General features: G+C 68.1%; 23 protein-coding genes and 5 pseudogenes. 10 read left to right on the top strand and 18 right to left on the bottom strand.

Annotated features, from left to right (window positions below; all coding sequences use genetic code 11):
* Positions 1-35: 35 nt before the first annotated feature.
* Both ACF07S_RS27625 and ACF07S_RS27620 read left to right on the top strand, forming a co-directional pair.
* The gene (locus ACF07S_RS27625) at positions 36-1,040 is read left to right on the top strand and encodes a GlxA family transcriptional regulator (RefSeq protein ID WP_391975412.1); all 1,005 of its coding nucleotides are present in this window, start codon (positions 36-38) and stop codon (positions 1,038-1,040) included.
* Positions 1,037-1,798 (top strand): DJ-1/PfpI family protein, encoded by a 762-nt coding sequence (locus tag ACF07S_RS27620; protein ID WP_391975411.1) that lies wholly within the window; start codon positions 1,037-1,039, stop codon positions 1,796-1,798. Before ACF07S_RS27625 ends, ACF07S_RS27620 begins: the two co-directional genes overlap by 4 nt.
* A 141-nt stretch (positions 1,799-1,939) precedes the next feature.
* Here the strand turns inward: ACF07S_RS27620 and ACF07S_RS27615 are convergent, their stop codons facing one another.
* The 8 genes and pseudogenes from ACF07S_RS27615 to ACF07S_RS27580 all read right to left on the bottom strand — a co-directional run bounded on the left by ACF07S_RS27615 (position 1,940) and on the right by ACF07S_RS27580 (position 7,358).
* Positions 1,940-2,119, bottom strand: a complete 180-nt coding sequence (locus ACF07S_RS27615; protein ID WP_391975503.1) for a hypothetical protein — start codon at positions 2,117-2,119, stop codon at positions 1,940-1,942.
* 41 nt (positions 2,120-2,160) lie between these two features.
* A pseudogene (locus tag ACF07S_RS27610) lies at positions 2,161-2,690 on the bottom strand (ISAzo13 family transposase); the annotation flags it as partial.
* A gap of 121 nt (positions 2,691-2,811) precedes the next feature.
* Positions 2,812-2,862, bottom strand: a pseudogene (locus ACF07S_RS27605) (hypothetical protein); the annotation flags it as partial.
* A gap of 173 nt (positions 2,863-3,035) precedes the next feature.
* Complete coding sequence (locus ACF07S_RS27600) at positions 3,036-4,196, bottom strand: oxygenase MpaB family protein (protein WP_391975410.1); 1,161 nt, start codon at positions 4,194-4,196, stop codon at positions 3,036-3,038.
* A gap of 82 nt (positions 4,197-4,278) precedes the next feature.
* Positions 4,279-5,334: a polyprenyl synthetase family protein gene (locus ACF07S_RS27595; protein ID WP_391975409.1), complete on the bottom strand. Its 1,056-nt coding sequence runs from the start codon at positions 5,332-5,334 to the stop codon at positions 4,279-4,281.
* On the bottom strand, positions 5,324-5,602 hold the full coding sequence (locus ACF07S_RS27590) for a polyprenyl synthetase (RefSeq protein ID WP_391967496.1): 279 nt from the start codon (positions 5,600-5,602) through the stop codon (positions 5,324-5,326). Before ACF07S_RS27590 ends, ACF07S_RS27595 begins: the two co-directional genes overlap by 11 nt.
* 532 nt (positions 5,603-6,134) lie before the next feature.
* On the bottom strand, positions 6,135-6,854 hold the full coding sequence (locus ACF07S_RS27585) for an IS6 family transposase (protein WP_391975408.1): 720 nt from the start codon (positions 6,852-6,854) through the stop codon (positions 6,135-6,137).
* 291 nt (positions 6,855-7,145) lie between these two features.
* Positions 7,146-7,358, bottom strand: coding sequence for a hypothetical protein (locus ACF07S_RS27580; protein WP_391967485.1), 213 nt, complete (start codon positions 7,356-7,358; stop codon positions 7,146-7,148).
* Between ACF07S_RS27580 and ACF07S_RS27575 the strand changes: the two genes are divergently transcribed.
* Positions 7,357-11,961 (top strand): glycosyl hydrolase family 18 protein, encoded by a 4,605-nt coding sequence (locus ACF07S_RS27575; protein ID WP_391975407.1) that lies wholly within the window; start codon positions 7,357-7,359, stop codon positions 11,959-11,961. The two genes, ACF07S_RS27580 and ACF07S_RS27575, sit on opposite strands and share 2 nt — an antisense overlap.
* Before the next feature lie 376 nt (positions 11,962-12,337).
* On the opposite strand, the gene ACF07S_RS27570 is transcribed toward ACF07S_RS27575, so the two are convergent.
* A protein-coding gene (locus ACF07S_RS27570; protein ID WP_391975406.1) for an IS3 family transposase occupies positions 12,338-13,524 on the bottom strand; the annotation gives its coding sequence in 2 pieces (ribosomal slippage) (positions 12,338-13,243 and positions 13,246-13,524; 1,185 coding nt in all).
* Positions 13,525-13,603: 79 nt separating this feature from the next.
* On the opposite strand from ACF07S_RS27570, the gene ACF07S_RS27565 reads away from it, so the two are divergent.
* A complete protein-coding gene (locus ACF07S_RS27565) occupies positions 13,604-14,080 on the top strand; it encodes an integrase (RefSeq protein ID WP_391975405.1) in 477 nt (158 codons plus the stop codon).
* Positions 14,081-14,288: 208 nt separating this feature from the next.
* On the opposite strand, the gene ACF07S_RS27560 is transcribed toward ACF07S_RS27565, so the two are convergent.
* Positions 14,289-15,134 (bottom strand): SDR family oxidoreductase, encoded by an 846-nt coding sequence (locus tag ACF07S_RS27560; protein WP_391975404.1) that lies wholly within the window; start codon positions 15,132-15,134, stop codon positions 14,289-14,291.
* 80 nt (positions 15,135-15,214) lie between these two features.
* Between ACF07S_RS27560 and ACF07S_RS27555 the strand changes: the two genes are divergently transcribed.
* Positions 15,215-16,159: an AraC family transcriptional regulator gene (locus tag ACF07S_RS27555; protein WP_391975403.1), complete on the top strand. Its 945-nt coding sequence runs from the start codon at positions 15,215-15,217 to the stop codon at positions 16,157-16,159.
* Between the two features lie 65 nt (positions 16,160-16,224).
* Here ACF07S_RS27555 and ACF07S_RS27550 read toward each other — a convergent pair whose 3' ends face one another.
* From ACF07S_RS27550 to ACF07S_RS27540, 3 genes are all read right to left on the bottom strand, one after another.
* Complete coding sequence (locus ACF07S_RS27550) at positions 16,225-16,485, bottom strand: hypothetical protein (protein ID WP_391967479.1); 261 nt, start codon at positions 16,483-16,485, stop codon at positions 16,225-16,227.
* Positions 16,486-16,494: 9 nt separating this feature from the next.
* On the bottom strand, positions 16,495-16,794 hold the full coding sequence (locus ACF07S_RS27545) for a hypothetical protein (protein ID WP_391975402.1): 300 nt from the start codon (positions 16,792-16,794) through the stop codon (positions 16,495-16,497).
* A gap of 219 nt (positions 16,795-17,013) precedes the next feature.
* Positions 17,014-17,211 carry a hypothetical protein gene (locus ACF07S_RS27540; RefSeq protein ID WP_391975401.1) on the bottom strand — a complete coding sequence of 66 codons (198 nt, stop codon included), beginning with the start codon at positions 17,209-17,211 and terminating at the stop codon, positions 17,014-17,016.
* Between the two features lie 219 nt (positions 17,212-17,430).
* On the opposite strand from ACF07S_RS27540, the pseudogene mobF reads away from it, so the two are divergent.
* From mobF to ACF07S_RS27520, 4 genes and pseudogenes are all read left to right on the top strand, one after another.
* Positions 17,431-18,179: pseudogene (gene mobF, locus ACF07S_RS27535) on the top strand (MobF family relaxase); the annotation flags it as partial.
* Between the two features lie 93 nt (positions 18,180-18,272).
* Positions 18,273-18,830 (top strand): GNAT family N-acetyltransferase, encoded by a 558-nt coding sequence (locus tag ACF07S_RS27530; protein WP_391975400.1) that lies wholly within the window; start codon positions 18,273-18,275, stop codon positions 18,828-18,830.
* Positions 18,831-19,043: 213 nt separating this feature from the next.
* Positions 19,044-20,216, top strand: coding sequence for an ISL3 family transposase (locus ACF07S_RS27525; RefSeq protein WP_391975399.1), 1,173 nt, complete (start codon positions 19,044-19,046; stop codon positions 20,214-20,216).
* A gap of 48 nt (positions 20,217-20,264) precedes the next feature.
* Positions 20,265-20,654, top strand: a pseudogene (locus ACF07S_RS27520) (transposase); the annotation flags it as partial.
* A gap of 361 nt (positions 20,655-21,015) precedes the next feature.
* Here the strand turns inward: ACF07S_RS27520 and ACF07S_RS27515 are convergent.
* The 3 genes and pseudogenes from ACF07S_RS27515 to ACF07S_RS27505 all read right to left on the bottom strand — a co-directional run.
* A pseudogene (locus tag ACF07S_RS27515) lies at positions 21,016-21,473 on the bottom strand (transposase); the annotation flags it as partial.
* 215 nt (positions 21,474-21,688) lie between these two features.
* On the bottom strand, positions 21,689-22,537 hold the full coding sequence (locus ACF07S_RS27510) for a helix-turn-helix domain-containing protein (protein ID WP_391967230.1): 849 nt from the start codon (positions 22,535-22,537) through the stop codon (positions 21,689-21,691).
* Entirely contained in the window at positions 22,534-23,031 is a 498-nt protein-coding gene (locus tag ACF07S_RS27505; RefSeq protein WP_391967229.1) for an SRPBCC family protein, read from the bottom strand. Before ACF07S_RS27505 ends, ACF07S_RS27510 begins: the two co-directional genes overlap by 4 nt.
* A gap of 227 nt (positions 23,032-23,258) precedes the next feature.
* Here ACF07S_RS27505 and ACF07S_RS27500 point away from each other — a divergent pair, with 227 nt between their 5' ends.
* A complete protein-coding gene (locus tag ACF07S_RS27500; RefSeq protein ID WP_391975398.1) occupies positions 23,259-23,768 on the top strand; it encodes an SUKH-4 family immunity protein in 510 nt (169 codons plus the stop codon).
* Between the two features lie 24 nt (positions 23,769-23,792).
* Here the strand turns inward: ACF07S_RS27500 and ACF07S_RS27495 are convergent, their stop codons facing one another.
* Together ACF07S_RS27495 and ACF07S_RS27490 are read right to left on the bottom strand one after the other, a co-directional pair.
* On the bottom strand, positions 23,793-24,320 hold the full coding sequence (locus ACF07S_RS27495; protein ID WP_391967237.1) for a transposase: 528 nt from the start codon (positions 24,318-24,320) through the stop codon (positions 23,793-23,795).
* Entirely contained in the window at positions 24,317-24,856 is a 540-nt protein-coding gene (locus ACF07S_RS27490; protein WP_391975397.1) for a winged helix-turn-helix domain-containing protein, read from the bottom strand. The genes ACF07S_RS27495 and ACF07S_RS27490 overlap by 4 nt, the downstream gene beginning before the upstream one ends.
* Between the last annotated feature and the right edge of the window lie 212 nt (positions 24,857-25,068).

Here is a 25,068-nt window from a genome sequence, read left to right as displayed (position 1 = left end):
GTAGGTGGCGTTGCGGGATGTGCTGGTATCAGGGCATGGACAACAAGCGGCGCGTGCTGATCGTCGCCTACGACGGTGCGCAGATTCTCGACATCGCCTGTCCCAGTGGCGCGTTGGACATCGCCAACCGGTATGGCGCCGAGCCGCCGTACTCCATCGAGCTGGGGACCCTGGGCCGTCGGGTCGCCCGTAGCTCGGCGGGGATCCTGATGGGAGCGGGGCAGGGGCTGGAGACGGTCGCGGGGCAGTTGGACACCCTGTTCGTGGTGGGCGGCATCGGCTGTGAGGACGCGGCGTCGGACGAGCCGCTACTGGGCCAGGTGCGCCGGCTGGCCGGACTCAGTCGACGGGTGGCTTCTGTGTGTACCGGCGCCTATGTGCTCGCCGCCGCCGGACTGCTGGACCACCGGCGGATAACGACCCATTGGGGGTGGGGGAAACAACTTGCCGAGCGTCACCCCGCCGTGGCCGTGGATGTTGCTCCTCTCTACATACGCGACGGCAACGTCTACACCTCGGCCGGGGTCACCAGCGCACTCGACCTGACGCTGGCGCTGATCGAGGACGACCACGGGCCGACGCTGGCTCGTGCCGTCGCCCGAGAACTCGTCACGCACCTGCACCGGCCAGCCGATCAGGCGCAGATCTCCATGTTCCTGGCCGCTCCGCCGCCGGAGAACCGGCTGGTGCGGGACCTGGTGGGCCATATAGCCGGTCATCTGGCCGAGGACCTCACACCCGCCACCCTGGCAGCGCGGGCGGGAGTCAGCCCTCGGCACCTGTCACGCCTGTTCACCGCGCACCTCGGTACGACTCCGGCACAGGCCGTACGCGTGGCGCGTACCGAAGCAGCGGCGCGTCTGGTGCGGTCCAGCGGACTGTCCATGGCGGCGGTCGCCCGTCGCTGCGGTTTCGGGTCGGCGGAGACGCTGCGGCAGGCGTTCCTGGACCACTACGGGGTCACGGGGGACAGGATTCGCAGGATGCCGGACATGCCGGCTGCGCGCGTCGCGCCGAGGCAGAAAACTGCCGGGTCATGAGGCATTCGACAACACGCAGAAACGTACTCCGGGGGACCGTGGCCACGGCCGCGCTCGCCGCCACGGCTGCAGTCCCGACCGGGGCGCACGCCGTTCCGCGGGGCGGCGCGGGACCGAACATCGGAATCCTGCTGTACGACGGCTACAGCCTGCTGGACCCGACCGGTCCGGCCGAGGTGCTGTCCCGGCTGCCGGACGCGACCGTGACGATGATCGCCGAGCGGCGCGGCGCGGTCCGCACAGACACGGCAGACGTGGCCGTGGTCGCTGAGCAGTCCATCGACGAGGTGGACCGTCTCGACGTCCTCCTCGTGCCGGGCGCGGGCAACCGCGGCACCGTCGCGGCGATGAACAACGAGGCGCTCCTGCGCTGGATCCGCCAGATCCACCGGCACAGCCAATGGACGACCTCCGTGTGCACCGGCAGCATCGTCCTCGCCGCGGCCGGGCTGCTGGACGGAAGGCGGGCGACGACCTACTGGGCTTCCGCCGAATACCTCCAGTCCACGTTCGACGTGACCTATCTGCCGCAGCGCTACGTACGCTCAGGGAAGATCATCACTGCGGCCGGGGTGTCGGCGGGAGTGGACATGGCCCTGTATCTCGCTTCCCTCATCACAGACGACGACACGGCCAAGGCGATCCAACTCGCCGTCGAATACGACCCCCAGCCCCCCTTCGACTCCGGCAACGCCGCAGTCGCCAGTCCCCAATTGAAGGAAAAAGCAATGCAGTTGCTGGCCGCCTCGCAGGTGTAGCCGAAGCCGGAGCCGCTGAGCGGACAGGCACCGCCCGCTTCACCGCCCGCAGGCCCACAGCCTGGATCGGTTACGGCCTCCGGTGTTGTCACTTCTCATCGATATTTCCGACCTGAGTGATCGCTAAGGGCTCGCAGAGAATCAACGTGCTGGTTTGATCTTTGTGGGGCTGCTGTTGGCGAGGAACGCGGTGATGTCAGCGGGTGTCCGGAACCTGGCCGTCGAGGGTGGAATGGTGCAGCCGTGCTCGGCCAGGAGGGGCTGGACTTGGTGAACGGCCCTGGTGAGGGTGCTGGTGTTGACTCCGAAGAGCTGGGCCAGGAGGTCGCGGGTGCCGAGTTTGCGCAGGTAGAGCAGCCCATGTGCCCTCTGGCCTGCTCGTTGATGCAGCGGAACTGGGCGTCACGGTCCGGGTGCTGCCTGCCCTCGAGGGTCTTGACGCCCGCCTGCAGGCTGAAGCCCTCCTCCCGCAGCAGGTCCCCGACCGTGTCCGCACTCACCCGGTGCCCTGACCGGTGAGCTCGGCCGCCAAGATCCTGGTCGACTTCACCGTCCAGCGCAGCGGCGACATCAGATCGCCCTGTTCGTCAGGTTCCACCAGTGCCAGCAGCGCGGGCCGCAGCCCCGGATCAAGATCCGCGGCCCTCTTGCGGCCACCACCGGGCCTGCGCACCCGGCCCAGAGGTTCCTCGCCGGCCTCCAGCTCGTCCACGCCCCTGCGGACCGTCCTCTCGCTGACCTGGGCTGCCCGCGCGACCGCCCGGATACCGCCGTGGCCCAGGATCCGGGCTTCGGCCCCCATCATCAGCCGCCGCTGCCGTTCGTCGAGGTGCGGGAACAACACCGCGAACTTCGCAGAGAGTTGGCCACGAACCTCGTCGGAGACGCTCATACCACAACAACGAGCCGCATCGCGGGAAGCAACACCTTGATTCTCTGCGGGCCCTTAGGCTCCGACGCGCGATCTGACGCATGTCCAGGAAGCAGTGCAGCCGCACGCCCGGCCCGCCGGGCTTCCGGGTCGTACGGTGTGCTGGCGCGGTTCCCCAGGGTTCGGCGAGCACCTCGGGACCGCGAACGCGGTCTCGTCATCCGCAGCCGCGACCTCCACCGCGGCCGACCCGGCCTTTCCACATGCGCGTCATTGATCTGCCTTATGCCTGGCACTACGCGGCAGCGAGCCCGACGGTGCTGCGATCCGGCAGGCTTCACCCGACGCCGCGCCTGAAGCTGTTTGTCAGATGATGGTGGGTGCGGGCGGGGTCCAGCGGTGTGTGCGGGGCACCGTTCCGGTGATGCCGTACTCGTTCTTGAGCTGTTCGGGGATGGCGTAGTGCATGACGCGTCCTCGGGTGAGGGAGGACAGCTCGAGGATGGTGGTGAGGTGGCCGAGGCGGTCCAGTGCCCAGGCGCCGAGCGGGGAGCGGTCCTCGATGGTCTCCAAGACGCCGAGCAGGTGGGGGACGGCCTTGACGACGGTGTCCCAGGCGGTACGGGGGACCTGGAGCCAGTCGGCGCAGGTGTCGCCGATCAGGTGGCGGATCAGCGCGGAGACGATTGGGTCGAAGAGCGTGCCGGGCACGACCTCCTCATACAGGTCGATCAACTGCCGCGTCAGGTGCGCGCCCTCCTCGGACGGGCCCATGTGCCGGATCATGTACAGGTCCAGGAACTGGCGGGCTTCCTCCAAGGTGCTGGGGACGGCGTCCTGGTCGACGCCGAGCATCGCTCCTACCACCCGCCAGGCGTAGAAGTACGCCTCGGCGCCCTCGGCGGACATGTGGATGCCGAGGCGGTGCAGCGAGTCCAGCACGAGGAGGGAGAAGAACATCTGACCACCGATCATGTCCTCCTGGCAGATCGGCACGCCCAGCGACGTGGTGTCCCAGAGGTTCTCGCGCTTGAGGTGGTGGCGGATGGAGGCGTGCAGGAGGCGGACCTTCTGCGCGGCGGGGATGAAGCGGCTGCCGGCCTCGAACGCGCCGGGCTGCATGAGGTAGACGGTGAACTGGCCGGTCTCCGCCATCCGCTTGGACGGGTACTTCAGTCCGTGCGTGGCCGACAGCAGCTTGGCCACGTGCGGGACGACGTAGCAGGCGGGCATCGAGGCGAACGACAGCGCGGTGGAGATGTGCACGTTGTTGTCGATGAAGAACAGGCGGGCCTTTTCCATCACCCCCCACTCCACCCAGGCCGGCGGGGCGCTGGTGACCCGAAGGTATTCCCGGGCCACGTCGGGCAGCCCGTCGGGCAGGGGAGTACCGGCGCTGGACACGTACCGCATGAGGGTGTTGAATTTTCCGACTTCGCCGCGCTCGAACAGCGTGGCGACGGTGGCGTCGGCGAGTTCGTCGCCCACCTGGCGCAGCGCGTCCATCGACGCCTCGGTGTAGGTCATCACAGGGCTCCTTGATGTTGCGGGGCGAGCGGAGGTGACGGCGCGGGCATGGGGCGGTACGGCCGCGCTGCTGTCGAGGGCGTCAGTGGCGGCGGACCGTCGCCGACTGGGCCAGCGCGGTCAGAGCCGCCGTGGCGTGCCCGGAGATGTCCAGCTCGTACAGGCAGTCTGTGGCTTCTTGGACCCGAGCGGTGATCATTTCCTCGATACGGTCCGGCGCCTTCAGCTGGAGCATCACGGCGCGCACGGCTTCCAGTCCGTTGTGGTCCAGGTCGCGTCGGCCCAGCAGGGCGCGCAGCTGCTCGCGCTCTCCGTCACCGGCAATGCGCCATGTCTCTGCCAGCAGGGCGGTGGGACGATAGCCGCGCACATCGTCGAGGTTGGCCTTACCGGTGCGCTCCGGATCCCCGAACAGACCCAGCAGGTCGTCCCTGAGTTGGAATGCCTCACCCAGCGGCAGCCCGTACGCCGAATACCCCTCGCGCAGCCGCTGGTTGGCGCCGGCCAGAGCACCACCGATCAGTAGGGGCTGCTCGACGGTGTACTTGGCGGTCTTGTACCGGATCACCTTCAGCGACGTAGAAGTGTCAGGAGTGGTTGCGGTGTGCAGGATCTCCAGGCACTCGCCGGCGATCAGCTCGCGGGCGAGAGCCGCCCACAACGGGCGGGCACGGCCGAGGTAGGCGACGGGCAGGCCGCTGGTGACGAACAGTTGTCCGGCCAGCGACATCAGCAGATCACCCAACAGCATCGCCAGCGACCGGGCCGCATGCGCCGCCCGTGGGCGGCGCCGTAACGCGGCTCGCAGGGCCACGTGCGCGGTAGGACGACCGTGTCGCAGTGCACTGTCGTCAATGAGGTCGTCGTGCACCATCGCGGCGGCGTGCACCAGCTCCATGGAAGCCGCCGCCCGCACCAGCGCGTCACTGTCCGGCTGGCCGGCCGCACACCAGCCCCAGTAGCAGAACGCTGCTCGCAGCCGTTTGCCGTCCGTGACCGCCTGTTCCACCTGCCGGGCAACAGGGTCCAGAGCGGGATCGATCGCCGCGAGCTGGTCGGCTTCCTGGGCGATGAAATGATGCAGCACCTCGTCGATGCGGGCTCTGAACGCGGTCGGCTCCCAGTACTCAGAGACCATCACTGGCCTGCCGGGCCAAGGAGTGCCGCGCGAGGGTTTCCAGATGGGCCGGTGGTACGGCTGCGTACCGGTCGAGTGCCAGGCGCCCGCGTACGATCAGGTCCAATTTGGCCTCGGCCGCCAGCTCAGCCGTATCAGAACGACGCAGCAGCCCGCGCATCGTTCCGAGAGCCGACCACAGAGTGCTCACCGCCAGATCGGCCAGCCCCGCCACCAATAGCACCGCTTGCTGTTCCGGGTTCCCTGGGCGTTCCGACTGCCGTGTCATGCCTTCTCCCCAACCACAGAACTTATGTCCCAAGGCGCCTTGCTCACGCCATCCCTTTCCAGCGTCGCGTCGCACCAGGCGGAGAGAAGGAGGAACTCACCAATGAGCGATCACACCTATGAATGTGCGATTAGTGCATCATTGGCCCAGCCTTTCGCCATGCACCGGTGTGCGGTACGCGTGTCCCCCACCGGACCTTCCTTCGTGGTGGTGGACACGCGGTCTTTGATCACACGGCGAGCGTGATCCTGGCGGTGTGGTGTCGGCGTTCGTGTTCGTTGGGGCTGAGGTGGCCGTGGGTGGAGTGCCGGCGGCGGGTGAGCTGCCCCGAGTTCTGTAGAGTCCGGTGATCTTGTTTCAGCCGGACTGCGGGGTGGGTTCCTGTTGTCGCCACCAGTCGCGTTCGTACTCGGCGGGCGGTACGTAGTTGAGGGCGGAGTGGAGCCGTTCCTCGGGCGCTGTCACATTATTGGGTGCGTGGGTCTCTGACCGCGTATCGGGGCGTGGGGAGGGCCGGGTTTCGGGCCGGTGCTCAAGCCTTGGCGGGCTGGCCGGCGGCGCCGGTGATCTGATCCCAGATCGCGAAGCGGATGGCCATCTCGGCTCGGTAGCCGGGGGTGCTCATCAGGTGGCGGCGGGGTCGGAAGTGGGGTGAGATGCCGTTGAACGCGGACAGGAACTGCTGGGTTCCGCCGACGCTGCGGAAGCCTTTCATGGCGCGTTCACGCTGCCGGGTGGGCTGATGGGAGTTCTCGGCCCGGTTGTTCAAACCCTTGTGCGAGCGGTGCTCGACGGAGGGCATGACCTCGCGGTGGGCCGCGTCGTAGGAACGGAGCTTGTCGGTGACCACCACCCGCGGCACCGAGCAAGTCTTCTTGAGTAGTTTACGGAAGAAGCGCCTGGCCGCAGCGGTGTCCCGCCGGTTCTGGACCAAGATGCCGAGCACGTTGCCGTCCTGGCCGACGGCCCGCCACAGGTACCGCTGCTCGCCGTTGACCCTGACGAAGACCTCGTCCAGGTGCCACTTGTCCCCGGGCCGGGGCTGGCGGCAGTGCAGGCCGTCGGCGTAGGACTGCCCGAACTTCGCGCACCAGCGGCGGATCGTCTCGTGGGTCACCATCATGCCGCGCTCGAGCATCAGCTCCCCGACCTCGCGGAAGCCGAGCGGGAAGCGGAAGTACAGCCACACGCAGTGCGCGATCACCTCGACCGGGTACCGGTGCCCCTTGTACGACGGCGGTGCGCTGCCCACGGACGACCCCTCCCAGCACGACCAACCAGAAGATCATCCCACCCGGTCAGGCCAACGTGACAGCGCCCGCCATCCGCAAAGCCCAGCGGGCTACGCGCGGTCGTCGGCTCACTGCCGGTGCGCACCCACACTGAGCGGCGGCCGGTCGCTCCGGAGCGGACGGGAGGTGCCGACGAGCCCCCCGGAATGGCCACTCCTGAATCAAGACGGTGGATCCGGGCTCAGCCTGCTCCGACTCCGGTAGGCCATCGGCACTCAACACCCAGATCTCGACGATAAGTTGACGTAGCATCAGGAACGATCGAGACGTACCTTGAGAAGCCAACTAGTGACCAGCGATCGGTTGTTCCCGATCCGTTGGATGTGAGAAACGGGGAGGAACTCTTTGTTCCGCCGATTAATCGCCGTAGTGGTGATGATGGCCGGGCTGGCAGCGACACTTGTCGTTCCGGCCTCCGCCACCGATTTTCCTGCGGCGACCACGCCCTTGGTCTCCTGGAACATGCAGGGGGCCAACAACGGCGCACCGACGGGCAGCAAGTGGACCAACACGGTCAGGCAGTTCGCGTTGCAGGTGCCGATCGTGATGGTTCAGGAGGCCGGCCCGGAGCCTCCTCCGGGCAGCACCGAACAGCCCCGCGAGACCTTCACCACGGTCGACAGCCAGGGCAACACGCATCAGCACACCGTGCTGCACCACACCTGGGTCGTCGACTCCAGTTGGCGCAATCCCATCCCGACCCGTGAGGTCTACTTCCTGCAGACCGACGACGACGCGACCAACCCGCGCCGGATCGGCGGCCGGGTCAACGTCGCGCTCGTCCTGAGTGAGGGGCCCGACGAGCTGATAGTCGTCGGCAACCCGGTCGACGCCGGCCGGAACGCGCTCGGGGCGCGGTTCGGCAACGAGTGGTACTTCACCTTCCATGGCCTGTCCGGCGGTGGCGGTGACTCCGCGCCGATGCTGAGAGCCATCAACGACCGGATCGCGGCCCTCGGGACCCAGCGTGGTGTGACCTACCACGCGACGATCGGTGGCGACTTCAACGTCGAGCCGGAGGACCTCTCTGCGCGGGCCAACTTCCCGCCGGGCATGCAGATCCGCAGCTCGGGTAGGGCGACCCACCAGGAAGGTCATGAGCTGGATTACTTCGTCACCACCCACCTGAATCTCGATACCGCGGTCGATGTCCGCTCCGAGGGCGACTCCGACCACCGGCCGGTCCAGTTCGGCCGACCTAACGCGGCCGGGCCCACTCCATCGCCCGCCGCCAGCCCGGTCGAAGAGCTCCGGGTGATGCCGGTCGGTGACGGGATCACGGTCGGTGCGAACAGCACCGACGAGACCGGCTACCGGGACGGACTGAGCACCCAGGCGAAGGGCATGACCGTCGCTGCGTTGTTCGGTGGCGCGCTCAGTGTCATCTTCGGGCGCACGGATTTCGTCGGTGAGCAGAAGAACGGCAAGCGCGGCGACCCCGACCACATGGGGTTCGAGGGCAAGGGAATCGACGACATCAAGGCCCAGACGATCCCCGCGCTGAAGACGCTGCGGCCGAACATGATGACCCTGATCGCGGGCACGGCCGACCTGACCGGCGGTGCCGACGGCGCCGCGACGGCCGGGAAGATGCGGGGCTTCCTGGACGAGATCCACCGGACCTCGCCGACGACGACCGTCCTGCTCGGCACCCTGCCGCCGTCGACGAACCCGACGTACCAGGCCCGGATCGACGCCTACAACAGTGCGCTCCGCACGATGGCCTACGCCAAGATCCAGGGCGGCGCACGGCTGGTGCTGGTCGACATGGGCGCGGTGACCACGGAGGACATCACCAACGAGATCTACCCGACCGACGCCGGCTACAAGAAGATCGCGGACACCTTCGCCGCAGGCACTCGGATCGCGCTCCTGCAGCACATGATCAGCGGCCGCTCGTACGTCTGGAAGCCGATCGGCAAGATCCGGGACGCCGCCGCGACCGGCTCGAAGATCGCCTTCCCCGACCTGAACGGCGACGGCAAGGCCGACTACGCGGTGGTCGGTACGGACGGCAAGGTCACCGGCTGGCGCAACGACGACCCGACCGAGGAAGCGGTCTCACTGGGCGACATCAGCCCGGCCGACCGCGGGAACAACCCGGATGAGGTCTACTTCGCCGACCTGGACGGTGACGGCAAGGACGACTACATCCGGATCCTGCCGCCGGCCGACTCGCCGACCGGCATCGTCGCGATGCGGATGTCGCGCAACACCAGCAGCGGCAACAGCATCAGTTGGGGCACCGCGACGATCGTCGCGAACAACCTCGGCTACCCGCCGCAGATGTACTTCACCGACCTCGACGGTGACCACCGCGACGACCTGATCACGGTGGACCGGATGAGCTTCCCGACCGCCTGGCAGAACAAGGGCAAGGAAATGCCCACTCCGGGCGGCTGGAGCAAGATCTCGGGCTTCGCCACTCCGGGTGAGTCGCCCGCCGCGCAGGTCGCCTTCGCCGACATCACCGGTGACGGCAAGGCCGACACGGTCCGGGTCGAGTTCACCACCGGTGACGTCCGAGCCTGGGAGAATACCGGCTCGCCGTGGAGCGTCACCTCCGGCTGGAAGTCGCTGGGCGTGATCCGCGCCGGCGACCCGTTCCAGGGCACCACCGGGACCTTCGCCGACCTGAACGGCGACGGGATCCAGGACTTCACCCTGACCCGCTCCGGGGCTACGACTACGGCTACGACGGCAAAGACCGTCCTCAAGGCAGCCAAGGCGGCCGCGGCGAGTGGTGCCGGTGACATCGACGGCTGGCTGGTGCCGAGCTACGGCGACGGCAGCCGCACCGACGGCGGTGCCGGTGATCTCGGTGTCAACGGCGGTGTCGGCGACCCTATGGAGTCGCACCCCGGTGGCGACGACGGCGGTACGCGGCCGGCCGCGACCGGCGACTGCCGACCGGACGGTCTGGCGACCACTCCGGGTGTGGCGACGCCGTACTGCAAGATCTACCAGAGCGACGGCCGCGAATGGCTCGGCGAGGGCCGCAGCCGCCGGGTCGTGGGCTACTTCAACGGTGGCCGCACGGGCGCCGACGGCACACCGCACTACCTCGTGAAGAACATCCCCTGGTCGAAGGTGACCCACCTCAACTACGCGTTCGCGTCGGTGGAGAACAACAAGATCAAGGTCGACTCGAACGCCACCCAGAAGGAGTGGCCCGGCGAGGCCGGCGCCGAGATGGATCCCTCGCTGCCCTACAAGGGGCACTTCAACCTGCTGACGAAGTACAAGCGCCTGCACCCGCGAGTGAAGACGCTGATATCCGTCGGTGGCTGGGCCGGTTCCGGTGGCTTCTACACGATGACCACCAACGCCGACGGCTCGGTCAACCAGGGCGGGATCGACACGTTCGCGAGCTCGGTCGTGGACTTCCTGCGGACCTACGGGTTCGACGGTGTCGACATCGACTTCGAGTACCCCACGGTCCTCGAGGACACCGGCAATCCGGCCGACTGGGCGGTGTCGAACCCGCGCCGCAAGGGCCTGCCCACGACATACGCCGCGCTGATGAAGACGCTGCGGGACTCGCTGAACCGGGCTTCCGTCGCGGACGGCAAGTACTACCTGCTCACCTCGGCGTCGTCGGCCTCCGGCTACCTGGCCCGCGGGATGGCGAACCAGACCGCGCTGAAGTACCAGGACTTCACCAACCTAATGGCGTACGACTACCACGGCACCTGGAACGACGTCGTGGGCCCGAACGCGGCACTGTTCGACGACGGCAAGGACCCCGAACTGGCCGACCAGTACGCCACCCCGGAGAACGGGAAGATCGGGTACTTCAACACCGACTGGGCGATGAAGTACATGCGCGGCGCGATGCAGGCCGGGCGCGTCAACATCGGTGTGCCCTACTACACGCGCGGCTGGCAGAACGTTACCGGCGGCACCAACGGCCTGTGGGGTACGTCGCCCAAGCCGAACGGCTGCGAGCCGGGTACGGGCATCAAACGGCCGTGCGGTGACGGTGCCTTCGGCATCGACAACATCTGGCACGACGAGACCAACAACGGCAGCGAGCTCGGCTCCGGGACGAACCCGCTGTGGCACGCCAAGAACCTGGAGAAGAACATCACCCCGGTCTACGCCCCCAACGTCGGGCTGAAGCCGCACACCGACGTCACCGACCGGCGCACGGGCCACTACACCCGGTACTGGGACGACACCACCAAGACGTCGTGGCTGTGGAACGCCGAGAAGAAGGTGTTCCTTTCGACCGAGGACGAGCAGGGCATCGACGCGGTCACCGATCTGGTCAAGTCGACCGGTGCGGGCGGCGTGATGATGTGGGAACTCGGCGGCGACTACGCCTGCCCGGCCGACGTCCAGCCGGACACCCCGTGCGGGATGGGGTACACGCTGACCACCCGGCTGAACGAGAAGCTGGGCAATATCGGCGCCTACGACAACAGTCTGCGCACCGGCAGCAGCGGTGCCGCGCCGACAGTGACGGCCAACGTGAGCGTCGAGTTGGTCAACTACCCGACTTCGACGGCGAACCTGTGGCCGTTGCAGCCGACCGTCCGAATCACCAACAACACCGGGCGCACGCTCGGCGGTGGCAAGGACACGAAGCTGTCGTTCGACATCCCGGCCTCGACGTCATGGCTGGTCAAGGACGGCAACTGGCAAACCGATGCCCAAGGCGGCCAGTGGAAGCTGACACCCGGTACGACGCTCCACCGGATCAGTACGACGCTGGACTACTGCCAGATCATCCCGGCCGGGAAGTCGCTCGACTTGCCGATCATCTACTACCTCCCGATCACCGGTCCGGTGAACACGAGTCTGTCGATCGGCGGTACGGCGTACGCGCCGGTGACCGACAACCTCAAGGGACTCGGTTCGGCGACCCCGCCGGCCGGTGGATGCAGCGCCGGGAACTGGGACGCGACCAAGGTCTACTCCCCGGCGAGCCAGCCGATCGAGCAGACCACGGTCAAGTACAACGGCAAGGTCTGGAAGGCCAAGTGGTGGACGCAGGGCAATGCCCCCGGCAGCGGGGCCGACGCCGACCACGAGTCCTGGAAGCTGATCGGCAACGCCGACTGACCGTTCTCAGCCGCCCAGCCTGATCGAGGCTGGACCTGTTCGGCCATGAGTGGGCTCCTTGTCCCCCTCGCGGGATGCGAGGGGGACAAGGAGCCCACCTTTTGGACGGGGCCGGTCTCGCCGACAGCGCTCAAGTGCAACTGCTGTGGCGGGCTTGGCGCAGCCGACCCCTACGGATGAGCGGAAATCGCTGTGGTGCTTCCGGCGGAGTACTGGAGCACGTCGGTTCTTCAGTAGGTAGGGCCGCAGTTGCGCGTGGACACTGACACTCTCCCGATGGTCGGCTCTCTCCGGGAACGACTTCGCCACAGAAGAGCTGTCACGGACGACTGAACCAGCACATGGGACTGCTGCGCGATCGGGTGACAGTCGGGGTTTACGCAGCGGGTGCTGCGTGAGGGGCCATGATGGTTTCGTACTCGACGGGCGTCAATCGGCCCAGGCGGACCTGGCGCCGTCTGCGGTGGTAGGTGCGCTCGATCCAGGTCACGATGGCGATCCGCAGTTCGTTCCGGGTCCGCCGGGGTCGGCGGTCGAGGACGTTCTTCTGCAGCAGCGCGAAGAAGCTCTCCATGGCCGCGTTGTCGTCGGCCGCACCGACTCTTCCCATCGAACCGATCATGCTGCGACGTGCGAGAACGGCCACGAACTTCCGTGCACGGAATTGAGATCCGCGATCGGAGTGGACGATGCATCCGGCGACCTGGCCGCGGCGGGCGACCGCGGATTCAAGGGCTCTCACCGCGAGGCGGGACTTCATCCTCGAGTCGATGGAGTAGCCCACGATCCGGCCCGAGTACACGTCCTTGACCGCGCACAGGTAGAGCTTGCCCTCGCCGGTGGCGTGCTCGGTGATGTCGGTCAGCCACAGCCGGTCCGGCACCGGGGCGGTGAAGTCGCGCCGGACCCGGTCGTCGTGGACCGGCGGGCCCGCCTTGGCGTTCTTGCCGCGGCCTTTGCGTTTGCCGAACACGCTCCACCAGCCGTTGCCGCGGCAGATTCGCCATCCGCTCCGCTCGGCCATCGCCCGACCGGCGGCCCTTGCTTCGTCGAGGAGGAAGCGGTGGCCGAACTCGGGATCGTCGCGGTGGGCGTCGAACAGGGCGTTGGCCCGGTGGGCCTCGGTCAGTTCCGCGTCGGTGACCGGACGGGCCAGCCACCGGTAGTAGGGCTGGCGGGCCAGACCCAATACCCGGCACGTCACCGCCACCGGCACCCTTGCAGGGGCATCGGCGGCGGCCAGCTCGCGGACGAGCGGGTACATCATTTTGCCGACAGGTTCGCCTGCGACAGACAGGCCGCGGCCTTCCGGAGCACCTCGTTCTCCTGCTCGAGCATCCGGATCCGCTTGCGGGCCTCGCGCAGTTCGGCCGACTCGGCCGGCGCCGTCGCGGACCTGGTGGCGGTGCTGTCCTCGGTCCCCGCGCGGCGCAGCCACTTCGTCAGCGAGACCGTGTGGACCCCGAAATCGGCGGCCACCTGCTCCAGCGTCACGCCAGGCTCGCGGCTGCGCGCGACACGCACGACGTCCTCGCGGAACTCCTTGGGATACGGCTTGGGCATTGCTCCATCCTTCCAGCCCGCCTGACGGCGGCCAGGTCAGATGTCACCCAACCCTGCAGCAATCCCCCTACTCGGCCACTTGAATCTGCAGACAACTCGCGGCTACGTCGCCGTGTTCAACGAAGACGTCGTCCGCCACTATCAGGGCTTTCTCGACCGGCGTCGCCAGGCCCGCCCCGCAGACGAGTACCGCCCGGTCACTGACACCGAGTGGCGCGGGTTTGAAGAACACTTCGACCACCGAAAGGTTGAGCCGGGCGGGCGTGCTCGGCCCTACGGCACCCCTTGTCGGCATGAACACGCTTGTTTGCGATGTCCCATGCTCAACATCAACCCTAAGATGCTGCCTCGCCTCGACGAGATCGACCTCCTGGCCCGCCGGGCCCGTGCCGAGCAAGAGGGATGGCTCGGTGAGATTGAGGGCATCGATCTCACCCTCACCTTCCTGCGTCAGAAACGCGAAGAGAGCCGGCGGCTGGCCCGCATGGCGCCGGTCGACCTCGGCATACCCGGCATCCCGCCGCCGCTGCCTGACTCGCGCGACGGCTCCCTGTGACCCATCGGATCGGATACGCGGCCTACGGCCGGGGATGACCGACTGGTTCGACGGCCGCCTACTCGGCCGCTCCGCGAGCGACGGTTCATGTACTGCGCAATAGCCCCAGCGCGAGACGCTCTGGCGGCGACGGCCGCAGCCGCCCAGGGAAGTGACGACCTTGGGCGACTGCAGATTCTGCCCGGTCGCGCCAGTTTCGGTAAGACGGTCAGCCTGGCCAACCGCCTCCGTCAGCAGTGGACTTGGCGAATTCGGCAAAGGTCCGCGGCGGGCAACCAAGGGCACGCTGCACGCCGTCGGAGACGTACTCGTCCGTACCCTCCCTGAGTGGCTCAATGACGTCCGCGAAGGCTTCGGCGTCCGCGGGCGGCAATCCCTGCTGAACGAGTTCCGCGACGTAGTCCTCGACGGAGAGCGGCACGTAGCGGATTTCGCGGCCGGTAGCCTCGGAGATCGTGGCGACCACCTCGGTCAGCGTCACCGCCCGGGGTCCGGACAACTCATAGATCTGGCCGGCGTGCCGGTCCTCGGTCAGTGCGGCGACCACCACCGCGGCGATGTCCTCGGCATCGACGAAGCTGGCAGCCCCATCGCCGGCGGGCAGCCGCAGCTCACCGGCGAGGATGCCATCGGCGAAGAAGCCCTCACTGAAGTTCTGCGCGAACCAGCCCGGCCTGCTGATCGTCCACTCCAGACCACTCTCCCGCACGGCGGCCTCGCTGTCGACGATGCCCTCAAAGACACCGCTGCTGTCCTTCGCGTAATCCGGATTGTCGATACCACGCCCCGAGGCCAGCACGATTCGCTGCACCCCATGCTGCACCGCCCGCTCGATGAACGGGCGAACGAGCTTCGTGCCGTCCAACTGCACGATGTACATGGACCGCACGCCCTCCAGAGCCGCATCCCAGGTGCCGCTGTCGGTCCAGTCGAAGATGTGCTCGCCGTTCCGGGCAGCCGCGCGAACCGGCAGCCCCTTGGCCCGCAGTCGGCTGACAACGCGGCGGCCAGACTTACCCGTTGCCCCGGTGACAAGGATTGGATGTTCAGACATGACCCCAGTCAACCGGCGGGCGCCGAGACGATCCATGGCTAGCAAGCTCCACATGATGTCTAGGCGTCTACGCTGGGGGCATGGACGCCGTGTCGGAGCTGTTGGCAGAGGTACGGGCGCGCAGCGCCGTCTTCCGTCAGACGATCATGCGACCGCCCTGGGCCCTGCGGATGGCCAGTGGCGCCCCGCTGACGCTGGCCACGATGCTGCGCGGCCGGGCCTGGATCGTTCCCGACCAGCACGAACCGGTGCCCATCGGCGTCGGCGACATCGCCGTCATCCGCGGCGACGCGCCCTACACAGTGGCCGACGACCTCGCGACCACACCCTCGCTGATGGTGACCAGCGCCGACTACTGCACGGGAGCCGAGGGCGTAGAGCACGCCTCTAGGCCCGCCCGGACCTGCGGAACGCCAGCCGAGGGGGCTGCCGTGTTGGTCAGCGGGGCTTTCGAGCGCCGGGGAGAGCTCAGCGAACGACTGCTGCAGGCCCTGCCCGCCGTGCTGGTGGTACCGGCCGAGGGCAGCCCCTACCCATCGGTGGAGATGGTGGCCGAGGAGGTCACCAGAGAGCGACCGGGACAACAGCTGGTGCTGGACCGGCTACTGGACCTGATGCTGGTCTCCGCGCTGCGCAGCTGGTTCGACAACCCAGACACCGATGCCCCGGCCTGGTGCCGCGCACTGGACGACCCGGTCGTGGGTACCGCGCTGCGGCTGCTGCACAACACACCCGCCCGCCCTTGGACGGTGGCGGACCTGGCGGCCAAGGTGGGGGTATCGCGGGCAGCGCTCGCCCGGCGGTTCACGGCGCTGGTCGGCGAACCACCGATGGCCTACCTCGCGGACTGGCGGATCACCTTGGCCGCGGACCTGCTGCGGGAGACCGACGACACGGTGGGCACGATCGCAAGGAAGGTGGGCTACGCCAACGCCTTCGCGCTGAGCGTGGCGTTCAAGCGGCTGCGCGGCACGCGGCCCAGTGATCACCGGAGCCCGGAACCGACGCAGTGGCGGGCCGGATGAGTCCCGCCGCTCTGTCCCACGAAGTGTGAAGGCGAGACGGACGGGTCCGTGAATACCTGAACCAATCACCCCGGCGTGTCCTTTTGCTTGGTGCAGAGAAGGAACCGCCACCACCGCAGCAGGTCGTTGCCGTACGACCGCAGCGTGGTTGCCGGGGTGTCCGCCGCAAGCAGGTCCTTGAAATACACGGCGACCGGCTCGACCGGCAGACCATGCTGATCGACCAACCGGTACGGCTCCCAGACGTCTCCCGTCGCCAGCAGCTGACCGGAGTCGGGCAGGGCGAAGCTCCTCAGATCCCTCCCGGGACCGCTGTGATCAAGCATGCCGAGAACCTAACAGACAACCCGTTTGACCTGCGAAAACGTCGAAAGTAGTTCAGTCAACACGCCGGGGCGGCACGCGGGCCCGTACTCCCACGTCGCGCGTCCTGCGGGGCCGGTGCCCATGGACCAGGTCAGTTCGTAGACGTCCGGTGCTTGCTGAACGCACTGGACGCGGAGACCGGCGCGGAAGCTGCCGGTGCGTAGGTCCTCGACGAAGGCAGCCACGGTACGGCGGAATCGGCGACGCTGCTCCGGGGGGAGGCGGTCCAGGTCGACGGCGAAGCGCGGCAAGGTCTCGTAGGTGGGCACGATGAACCCCTAGGACGCACGAAGCCCCCGGCCGGTCGGCCGGGGGCGGTCGTGGCTGCTCGTGTTGAAGGGCGTCGGTGACGCGGTGCGCTCAGCGGTGGTGAACGGTCGGGGAAGTGGTGCGTGGGTGCGCGTTGGATGGCGTTGGAGTCGGCTCGGGGCGGATTTCGTAGTGGGTGGTGCTGATGTGGTCGTGGCGCAGCATTCGCACGGTCCGCGTCAGAGGCCGTAGCGGTCGTTCATCAGGTCGTTCCACCTCTGCACGTCGGGCAGGTCATTGGCGCAGGCGGTGCAGTAGGGCAGGTAGTCGGTCCAGGTGGGGTACGGCACGTTCGAGCGGACGACGACGGTCGGGCGCAGCGTGAGGGGCCGGCCGCACAGCGGGCAGAGGTCTCCGTGGAGCAGTTCGGTAGTCATACGGCGGACTGTGCACAGGTCGGCGGCTTACCGTCGCGGGCTGCTGTGACGGTCCGCCCGGCGGGCGATGCGGTAAAGATCTAGTGATGGCCTCCCGCCCGGCGGGACGGGCCCGGGACCGCGCTTTTTCGCAGGTCAGCGCTGGGGTTCCATGGGCCAGTGATCAGTATGTCGGGGGTTCGCCCGGGGCACGGGGTGCGCTATCTCTTCTGCGGTGTGATGGTCGGTGACGGCCACCGCGCTGCGGGTATGCCGCTGCGCGCCGCCCAGGACGAAGCCGGTGTCCCGCCCGGGATCTGGAAGGGCGGGGCCTGGCCGCGGTCGGCCTGATGGCCGAGGACGTGGTGACCGAGCGGCAGGCCGAACTGCTCCTGGGGGAAGACCGGCACCCGGACGCCGGCCGGATCGAGCGCGAGCTGCTGGCGCAGGGCAAGAGCCCGGCGCAGGCGTGGCGGGGAACTGTGCTGGGCAGGCCCATCGAGCACAACCGCTCGCCCAAGACCGACAAGGCCAAGGAGCGCACCCCCTGGCTGGGTTTCGACCTGGTGTTCCGGCCCCCGCCGACGGCACACATCGCGTGGGCTCTGGGAGATGACGAGACCCGCTCGGTGCTGGAGCTGTGCCAGGAGATCGCCCGGGACAAGACGCTGGCGTGGCTGGGGGATGAGGTCGCGGAGATCCGCTGGAAAGGCGGCGGCAAGCGCCGCGCCCGGGTCAAGGACGGGCTGATCGTCGCGGTGTTCTGGCACTACGAGTCCAGAGCCACCGAGTCGAAGCCACTTCTTTATGATCATGCGGTGGTGTTGATCCGCGCGCGACGGCCGGACGGCAAGGGCACGTGGGGCAACCTGTCGGCGGACTCGATGCTGGCCCACATCGTCGCGGCCGACACTCTCTACCTCCTGTACTTCATGGAGGAAGTGTCCGCCCGGCTGGGGTGGGCGTGGGAGCCGCGAGAGGTGACGCCGTGTCCGGCGACCTGGAGCCTTGGATCGGGCAGGTGCGGGTGTGACCGGCCGAAACCCGTCCTGCCGTGGTGGGAGCGGTCGTAGCGTCGTGCCATGACCACTGTGGGCGACACGGTTTACCGGTACCGCATCGCCGCTGCCGAGGACACCGAGGCCATCAGGGCCCTGGACGACTCCTTCACCACCGACACCGTCTTCCAGGTGACCGTCGCCGAGGAGGGGTTCGCGCTGCGGGAGATCCCGGTGGAGCCGCCCCTGACCAAGGTGTTTCCCGAGGACGAGCCGGACGGCGACGACGAGGACGCCGTGGACTCCTGCACTTTCGTCGCCCACGGCGTCGCCGGTGACCTGGCCGGGTTCGCCGCCGTCTCGTACTCCGGCTGGAACCGTCGGCTGATCATCGAGGACATCGCAGTCGCCCCACCGCACCGGGGCAGGGGAGTAGGCCGCGCGCTTATGGGACTCGCGAGGGAGTTCGCCCGCGAGCGGGGTGCCGGCCACCTCTGGCTGGAGGTCACCAGCATCAACGCGCCGGCGATCCACGCATACCGGCGCATGGGCTTCGCCTTCTGCGGACTCGACACCACCCTCTACGAAGGCACCCCTTCCAAGGGTGAGCAGGCGCTCTACATGAGCATGCCCTGCCACTGAGCCGACCCCAGGCGGCACAGGCCAGGAGCGGGGCCCGTCGCCCGGTGCGAGGGCGACGGTCAGCAGCCAGGCCGAAGCCTCCGCTCGAGGCCGCAGCCCGCCCGCACTGCTGCGCGTACACGTCCGGCTGTCGGCGACGGCCGAACCCTGGTTCTGGATCACTTTCCGTGCCGGGACCACGAAGGGTCACCACAACCGCGATCATGAACGACCGTGGATGATGTTCTCCTCCAGGACCTGTGGTTCCACAAGGTGGAAGGTGTTGTGATCGAAAACGTCGTGCTCGACAGCGAGTTGGTGGTCGTACGGGCTCGCACATCAGCGGAGCGGGCGGTGTGCCCCACCTGTGGGACGGCATCGGCCCGGGTGCACAGCCGGTACGTACGCCGGCTCGTGGACAACGCGGTCGGCGGTCGACCGGTGGTGGTCGAGTTACAGGTTCGGCGGTTCCGTTGCCGCGAACAGGCCTGCCCACAGGCGACGTTCGCCGAACAGGTCGACGGGCTGACCTTCCGACACGGGAGGCGAAGCACCGGGCTGCAGACGGTACTGCAACAGGTAGCGGTGATGCTGGCGGGCCGGGCCGGCGCCCGCCTGGCGGACACGCTCGCGGTCCGGGCGATCCGATCGACGCTCCTGCGGCTGATACGTCGCCTGCCGGAACCCGGTGTGCCCACGCCGCGGGTACTCGGGGTGGACGAGTTCGCGCTGCGCAAGGGGCACCACTACGGCACGATCCTGGTGGACATCGAGACACACCCCCCGGTCGATCTGCTGCCCGACCGGGAAACCTCGACGGTGGCCTGGTGGCTCACGGACCACCCCGGTGTCAAGGTGATCTGCCGCGACCGCTCCGCCGCCTACGCCGAGGCCGGGCGGCTTGGCGCCCCGGACGCTATCCACGTCGCGGACCGGTGGCACATCTGGACGAACCTGGTCGAGGCCGTCGAGAAGACGGTCATCCAGCACCGTGCCCTGCTGCGCGAGCCGGAGGAGCCGGGCCCGGTTCGTCCCGCACCGGCCGAACAGATCACAGACCTGGAATCACGTTCCGCAGGCGAGCCACGGCAATCCGGCCGCCTGTCCGACAGGGTCCGCGAGCAGCACGCGGCCGTCCACGCCCTCCTGGACGAAGGGCTCGGGCTGCGGCCCATCGCCCGGCGGCTCGGTCTGGCCCGCAACACCGTCCGCCGCCTCGCCCACGCGGCCACCGCGGACGAGCTTCTGGTCGGCCGCTGGACCGGCCGGTCCAGCATCCTTGATCCCTACAAGCCCTACCTACACCAGCGGTGGGCAGAGGGCTGCACCGTCGCCCGCCGCCTGTTCGAGGAACTCCGCGAGCGCGGCTACCCCGGAGGCGAAAGCGTCGTGAAGAAGTACATATAGCGGCTCCGCGAATCCCGTCCCCACGACGATCCGCCCCGCAAAGCCCCGTCCGTGCGGGGCGTGACCGGCTGGCTCACCCGCCGCCCCGACCGTCTCGACGACGACCAGGAACGGCGGCTCAAGACGATCCTCGCCCGCTGCCCCGAACTCGACCGGACCGCCGGGCACGTGCGGGCCTTCGCCGAGCTGATGAACAATCGCCAAGGTCAGGACCTCGACCAGTGGATCGAGCGCGTTCAGGCCGATGACCTGCCCGCCCTGCACGGCTTCGTCAACGGGATCGGCCAGGACCGCGACGCGGTCGTCGCCGGACTCAGCCTCCCCTACAGCTCCGGCGCCGTCGAGGGCCACAACAACAAGATCAAGATGCTGAAGCGGCAGATGTTCGGCCGGGCCAACTTCGACCTGCTCCGCAAGCGGGTCCTCCTCACAGCGTGAGGCCGTTCATGATCGCGGTTGTGGTGACCCTTCGTGGTCTCAGCACGGAAAGTGATCCAGAACCACGGTTCACCCGACGCCGACACCGCGAGACGATCGTGGCCGTCGGCTTACCTCTGCTCGCGCGGAGAGGACTCAACAAGTCCACCCAGGCCACGCTGGGTGGACGGCTCACCTCCGCTCACGCGGAGAGGACGTCGGGTCGAACTCGCCGTCGAACTTGGGCGCCGACTCACCTCCGCTCGCGCGGAGAGGACTCGACCTTGAGCCAGATCGCGTCACCGCGGATCGGCTCACCTCTACTCGCGTGGAGAGGACGGGACTGACGCCAGCTGCGACGGCATGGGGAGCGGCTCGGATTCTCCTCGGCCTGGCGCCCGGCGCGGGCCTGCCCGGTGGCCAGGTGGCGGTAGTAGCCGGCGCGCGATGCCCCGAGCACCCGGCAGATCCGCTTGACGCCGAAGTCGGCACGGTTGTCGGAGATGAAGTCCCAGCGGCAGGGTGTCACCTCACCTCCCGAGCGAAATAGGCGGCTGCCCGGCGCAGGATCTCGCGCTCCAGGTGCCACTCCTTCTCGGCCTTCAGCAACCGGGCGTTCTCCGCCCGCAGCCGGGCCAGCTCCTCCGCCTCGCTCCCGCCCGCGCCACGGCGTCCGGGCACAGCCTGAACCTCATCCTTACGGACCCACGTCCGCAACGACTCGGCAGTGATGCCGAGATCCGCAGCCACCGCCGCGTACGTCCGCTTGCCCGCTGCAGCACGGTAGAGCGCGACGGCGTCTTCCCGGAACTCCTCCGGGTACGGAGACCTGCGTCCCACTTGGACATCCCTCCCTGGACCATCAAGATCCATTGTCAGGGTGTCCACTCCAAAGGATCAGCCTCAAGTCTTTGGGTGACCCAACCGCTGGACTTTGCGAGCGATCGGGCGACCGCGCGTTGGGAACCGTGTACTTCGACGAGGCGCTGAAGGGCTCGCGCTTCGTCGAGAGCTTCACGGCCAGATGCCGAATGGGTTCCTCAGCGCTCCGATGGTCAGCGGGCTTCGCTGAGCCGGGACGCACGCATGAGATCGAGTTGGTCGGCGCCGCGGGTTCCCGGGGCCGCGGTGTAGGTGACGATGCGCAGGTCGGCTCCTGGCAAGGTCAGCACGTCGCAGTCCAGGGTGACGTCGCCAAGCTCGGGATGGCTGATCGTCTTCAGGTCCCCGGTCAGCTGCTCCATGCCCGCCACGGCCCACAGTTCACCGAAGAACGGCGAGGCCCTGCGCAACCCGTCCACGAGCGCGGCCAGCTCCGGGTCGGCCGGATAGCGGGCGACCGCTTCGCGCAGGTCCGCGACGATCGCCGTCTCGAACGCGTACTCTCCGGCCGCCGATGAGAGGGGGTACAGGTGCCAGCGGCCCTCTCCCGTGCCGAAGAGTGCACGGGCGAGGTTGCGTTCGGTGGGCGGCAGGCCGGACGGGTCGCCGTGCAGAACCGTCCACATGTCGTTCCACCACAACAGGCTCCAGTCGGCGGCGAACACGCCGATCGGGAGGTCACCGAGGCGGGCGACGAGGCGGTGGATGCTCGGCGGCACGTGCGTGCCGACGGTGTGGTCGCGCGGGGCGAGTAGGCCGGCGGCGCGGAAGAGCTGGTCGCGTTCGGCCGGGGTGAGCCGCAGCGCGCGGGCGACGGCCGAGACCACCTGCGCGGAGGGAGTGGTGGCCCGGCCCTGCTCCAGGCGCAGCACGTACTCGACGGAGAGGCCGGCGAGCTCGGCGAGTTCCTCGCGGCGCAGGCCAGGGGCGCGGCGGCGGGCTGACCGGGTGTAGCCGGCATCGGCCGGGTCGAGGCGGTCGCGCCAGCCGCGCAGCAAGGCGCCGAAGCTCAGGTCGCTCACTCCTCCATCATGCCACTGGGTGTTTCCTGCACCACGGTCACCATCCTGGTGAGCGCAGCGCGCATGTAGCGGGCCCAGAGCGGCTTGAACGGCCCCGCGACGATCCAGCGGCGGCCTGGCAGCGGCCGGAAGTCGTACGTCCACCGGATCGACGTGCCGGTCCCATCGGGCAAGAACGACCACTCGCCGCGCACCCCGGAGACCAGCTTGGCCAGCACGTTGGTGAAGCCGCTCAGCTCGTAGGCGAACCCGTGCCCCTCCGCGATCTCGGTAAGCCGCTCGTCGGCCTTGGAGCCGTCGGTGAACCAGGTCTGGCGCGACATCCCCGGCCGGTTCCAGGTGCCGGTCTGGCCGCGCACTTCCGCGACGCCGGGGAAGGGTCCCCACGGCTTGAACACCTGGGCGAGGTCGATCGGCACGATGACCTGGTAGGTGTGCGCGGGGCTGGATGTTGTACGGGCGAAGACGGTGATCGGGACGCTCGTTTTGGTCATGCCACGAGCATCGCGGCCGGCGCCTGCCCGAGGCAGACACCTGTCAGTACATACCCTCGCGGTCTCGTCGTGTTCGCCGTGTCAACGGCGCAGTGTCCGTCGTGTCGTCGCCGGAGCGCTGCTGCTGAACTTGATTGCGTGATGTCGGGGCTGGCCGCCCGACCTGATTCGCCTGGCTCGCGATCCTATGGGTGTTGCCGGGCGGTCCATCGGGAGAGGATCCTCTCGTGATCCAGTCCCTGCCGCAGTTGCCGAAGCCCGAGTTCGTCTTGATCCACGTCGAGGCCCCGGTCGAGGTGCCCACCCAGATCGCTGTCGATCTCGGGGAGACCGGCGTTCCAGGCGGGTTGATCGGATACGAGTACCGGCCGCTGAGCAAGCCGGTGTACTTCGGGGGATTCGGTGAGCGGGGGCTGGTCGCCATCGCGACGAGTGGCCTGTTCGGACGCATCGCCGTCGACGTGGCCACTGGTCACGTGGTGCAGGTCCCCAAGATCGAGTCAGCGACGGCCCATCACGTAAACAGCGACCTCGACTCCTTCAACCGCTGCGTCGCGGCCGTGATCGCACGCTTCCCGTTCCATGCGGACGACGACGAGGAGAGATTCGAGGAGGCGGCGGAAGAGCTGCGCGATCTCATCTCCGGCATCGACGAGACCGCTCTCGCGCACAACGGGTTCTGGGAGACCTTCTGTGACGACGTGGCGATCGGGGACTATGCGAACTGGGATGCGTGATCTGGGACCGGTCCCCGGGTTCGGTCAGCCGTCCAGGCTCAGACCGGTGGCAGCGATGCAGCCGTCGACGAGGGCAGGGCGGTATTGGATCCCCTTGAGCCGACGTTTCACGGCTCTGGTGATCTCCCCCAGGTCCGCGGCGGCCAGGTTGCCCAGGTCGCGCTTGACCAGCGCCCAGATGCCTTCGGTCGGGTTGAGGTCAGGGGCGTAAGCTGGGAGTTGGAACACAGTCAGCCACTCGGCATTCGCGTCGATGAACTCCTTCATACCGGCGGTCAGGTGGAGGCGGACGTTGTCCCAGACCAGCACGATCGGGCCCCCGAGCTGGATACGGGCGCGGACGACCAGGTCGCGGAAGTCCCGCCAGCCGAAGCCCTTCGGCTCGTCCTTGCGGCCCCGATACTCGCGGATCGCATAGATGAGCCGGGACCGCCGGCCCGGCTTGAAGCAGGCCATGCCCGCCATCGACACGCGTCCCGAACCGCGGCCTCGAACCCGCACGACCGGGGTGTGACCGATCCGCCCCCAGGTCCTGGCACGCGGCGGAGTCATCGACTGCCCGGCCTCGTCCTCAAAGACGATCCAGGCCCCGTGCTCCGCCGCGATGCTCTTACCCGCGGCCAGGTCTCCCTCCTCCACACCTCAACCGCCTCGTCGTCCCGCTCGATGACGCGCCTGGTCGGCTGCTGCCAGCTCCACCCGTGCCGCTTCAGCAACCGCAACGTGCCCTCGACGGTGTAGGAGAAGTGGAACAGCCGACCGATCAACTTCTTGATCCGCGCCAGCGTCCACCGCTGGTCCGCCCAGCCGTGGACCAGCGGACCAGGCTGCAACTCACGTTCCAGCCTGGCGATCTGCGATTCGCTGAGCCGAGACCGCCCCGGAGAGCCCTGCGACAGCACCCCGGCCTCGCCACGCTCGCGCCAGGCCCGGCGCCACCGCTCCACCGACCGTTCGCTCACCCGCAAAGCGACGGCGACCTCGCGGTTCGTCTCCCCACCTTCGAAGCGGACGACAGCCTGCAACCGGACCCGCTCCCGCGCGGCCCTCTCCGCGTCGGTCAGCCCACCACCCTGCGCGTATCTCACGCCCCAGAGCTACCGGAGCCAGCAGGCCGCTGTCAGGCGAACCATCCCGACATCACTCAATCAAGTTCAGTAGCAGATACCTCGACTGACCTGCGAAAACAGTCAAGTTAGTTCAGTTACTGAGGTTGAACTCGTGGAGTCGTAGGGGCTGACGGCTGGTCGCCCGTGCGGTATCACCGGGACATGCGGTATCCACAAGGGGGCGGGCTGAC

Origin of the sequence: Streptomyces sp. NPDC016640 (genome assembly GCF_043076215.1) — a bacterium.
In the GTDB taxonomy this organism is placed as follows: Bacteria; Actinomycetota; Actinomycetes; order Streptomycetales; family Streptomycetaceae; genus Streptomyces.
The sequence above is the reverse complement of the archived record's forward strand: the minus strand, read 5'-3'. Positions and strand labels throughout refer to the sequence as shown.

Bases quoted from the DNA above. Each gene is read 5' to 3' on its own strand.
- ACF07S_RS27625 (WP_391975412.1), top strand. From the start codon at position 36: ATGGACAACAAGCGGCGCGTGCTGATCGTCGCCTACGACGGTGCGCAG.
- ACF07S_RS27620 (WP_391975411.1), top strand. From the start codon at position 1,037: ATGAGGCATTCGACAACACGCAGAAACGTACTCCGGGGGACCGTGGCC.
- ACF07S_RS27595 (WP_391975409.1), bottom strand. From the start codon at position 5,334: ATGGTCTCTGAGTACTGGGAGCCGACCGCGTTCAGAGCCCGCATCGAC.
- ACF07S_RS27580 (WP_391967485.1), bottom strand. From the start codon at position 7,358: ATGTTCCAGGAGACCAAGGGCGTGGTCGCCGCAGGAAAATCGGTGGCG.
- ACF07S_RS27495 (WP_391967237.1), bottom strand. From the start codon at position 24,320: ATGACTCCGCCGCGTGCCAGGACCTGGGGGCGGATCGGTCACACCCCG.
- ACF07S_RS27600 (WP_391975410.1), bottom strand. From the start codon at position 4,196: ATGACCTACACCGAGGCGTCGATGGACGCGCTGCGCCAGGTGGGCGAC.
- ACF07S_RS27505 (WP_391967229.1), bottom strand. From the start codon at position 23,031: ATGACCAAAACGAGCGTCCCGATCACCGTCTTCGCCCGTACAACATCC.
- ACF07S_RS27550 (WP_391967479.1), bottom strand. From the start codon at position 16,485: ATGCTTGATCACAGCGGTCCCGGGAGGGATCTGAGGAGCTTCGCCCTG.
- ACF07S_RS27560 (WP_391975404.1), bottom strand. From the start codon at position 15,134: ATGTCTGAACATCCAATCCTTGTCACCGGGGCAACGGGTAAGTCTGGC.
- ACF07S_RS27555 (WP_391975403.1), top strand. From the start codon at position 15,215: ATGGACGCCGTGTCGGAGCTGTTGGCAGAGGTACGGGCGCGCAGCGCC.
- ACF07S_RS27540 (WP_391975401.1), bottom strand. From the start codon at position 17,211: ATGACTACCGAACTGCTCCACGGAGACCTCTGCCCGCTGTGCGGCCGG.
- ACF07S_RS27575 (WP_391975407.1), top strand. From the start codon at position 7,357: ATGCAGGGGGCCAACAACGGCGCACCGACGGGCAGCAAGTGGACCAAC.
- ACF07S_RS27590 (WP_391967496.1), bottom strand. From the start codon at position 5,602: ATGACACGGCAGTCGGAACGCCCAGGGAACCCGGAACAGCAAGCGGTG.
- ACF07S_RS27530 (WP_391975400.1), top strand. From the start codon at position 18,273: ATGACCACTGTGGGCGACACGGTTTACCGGTACCGCATCGCCGCTGCC.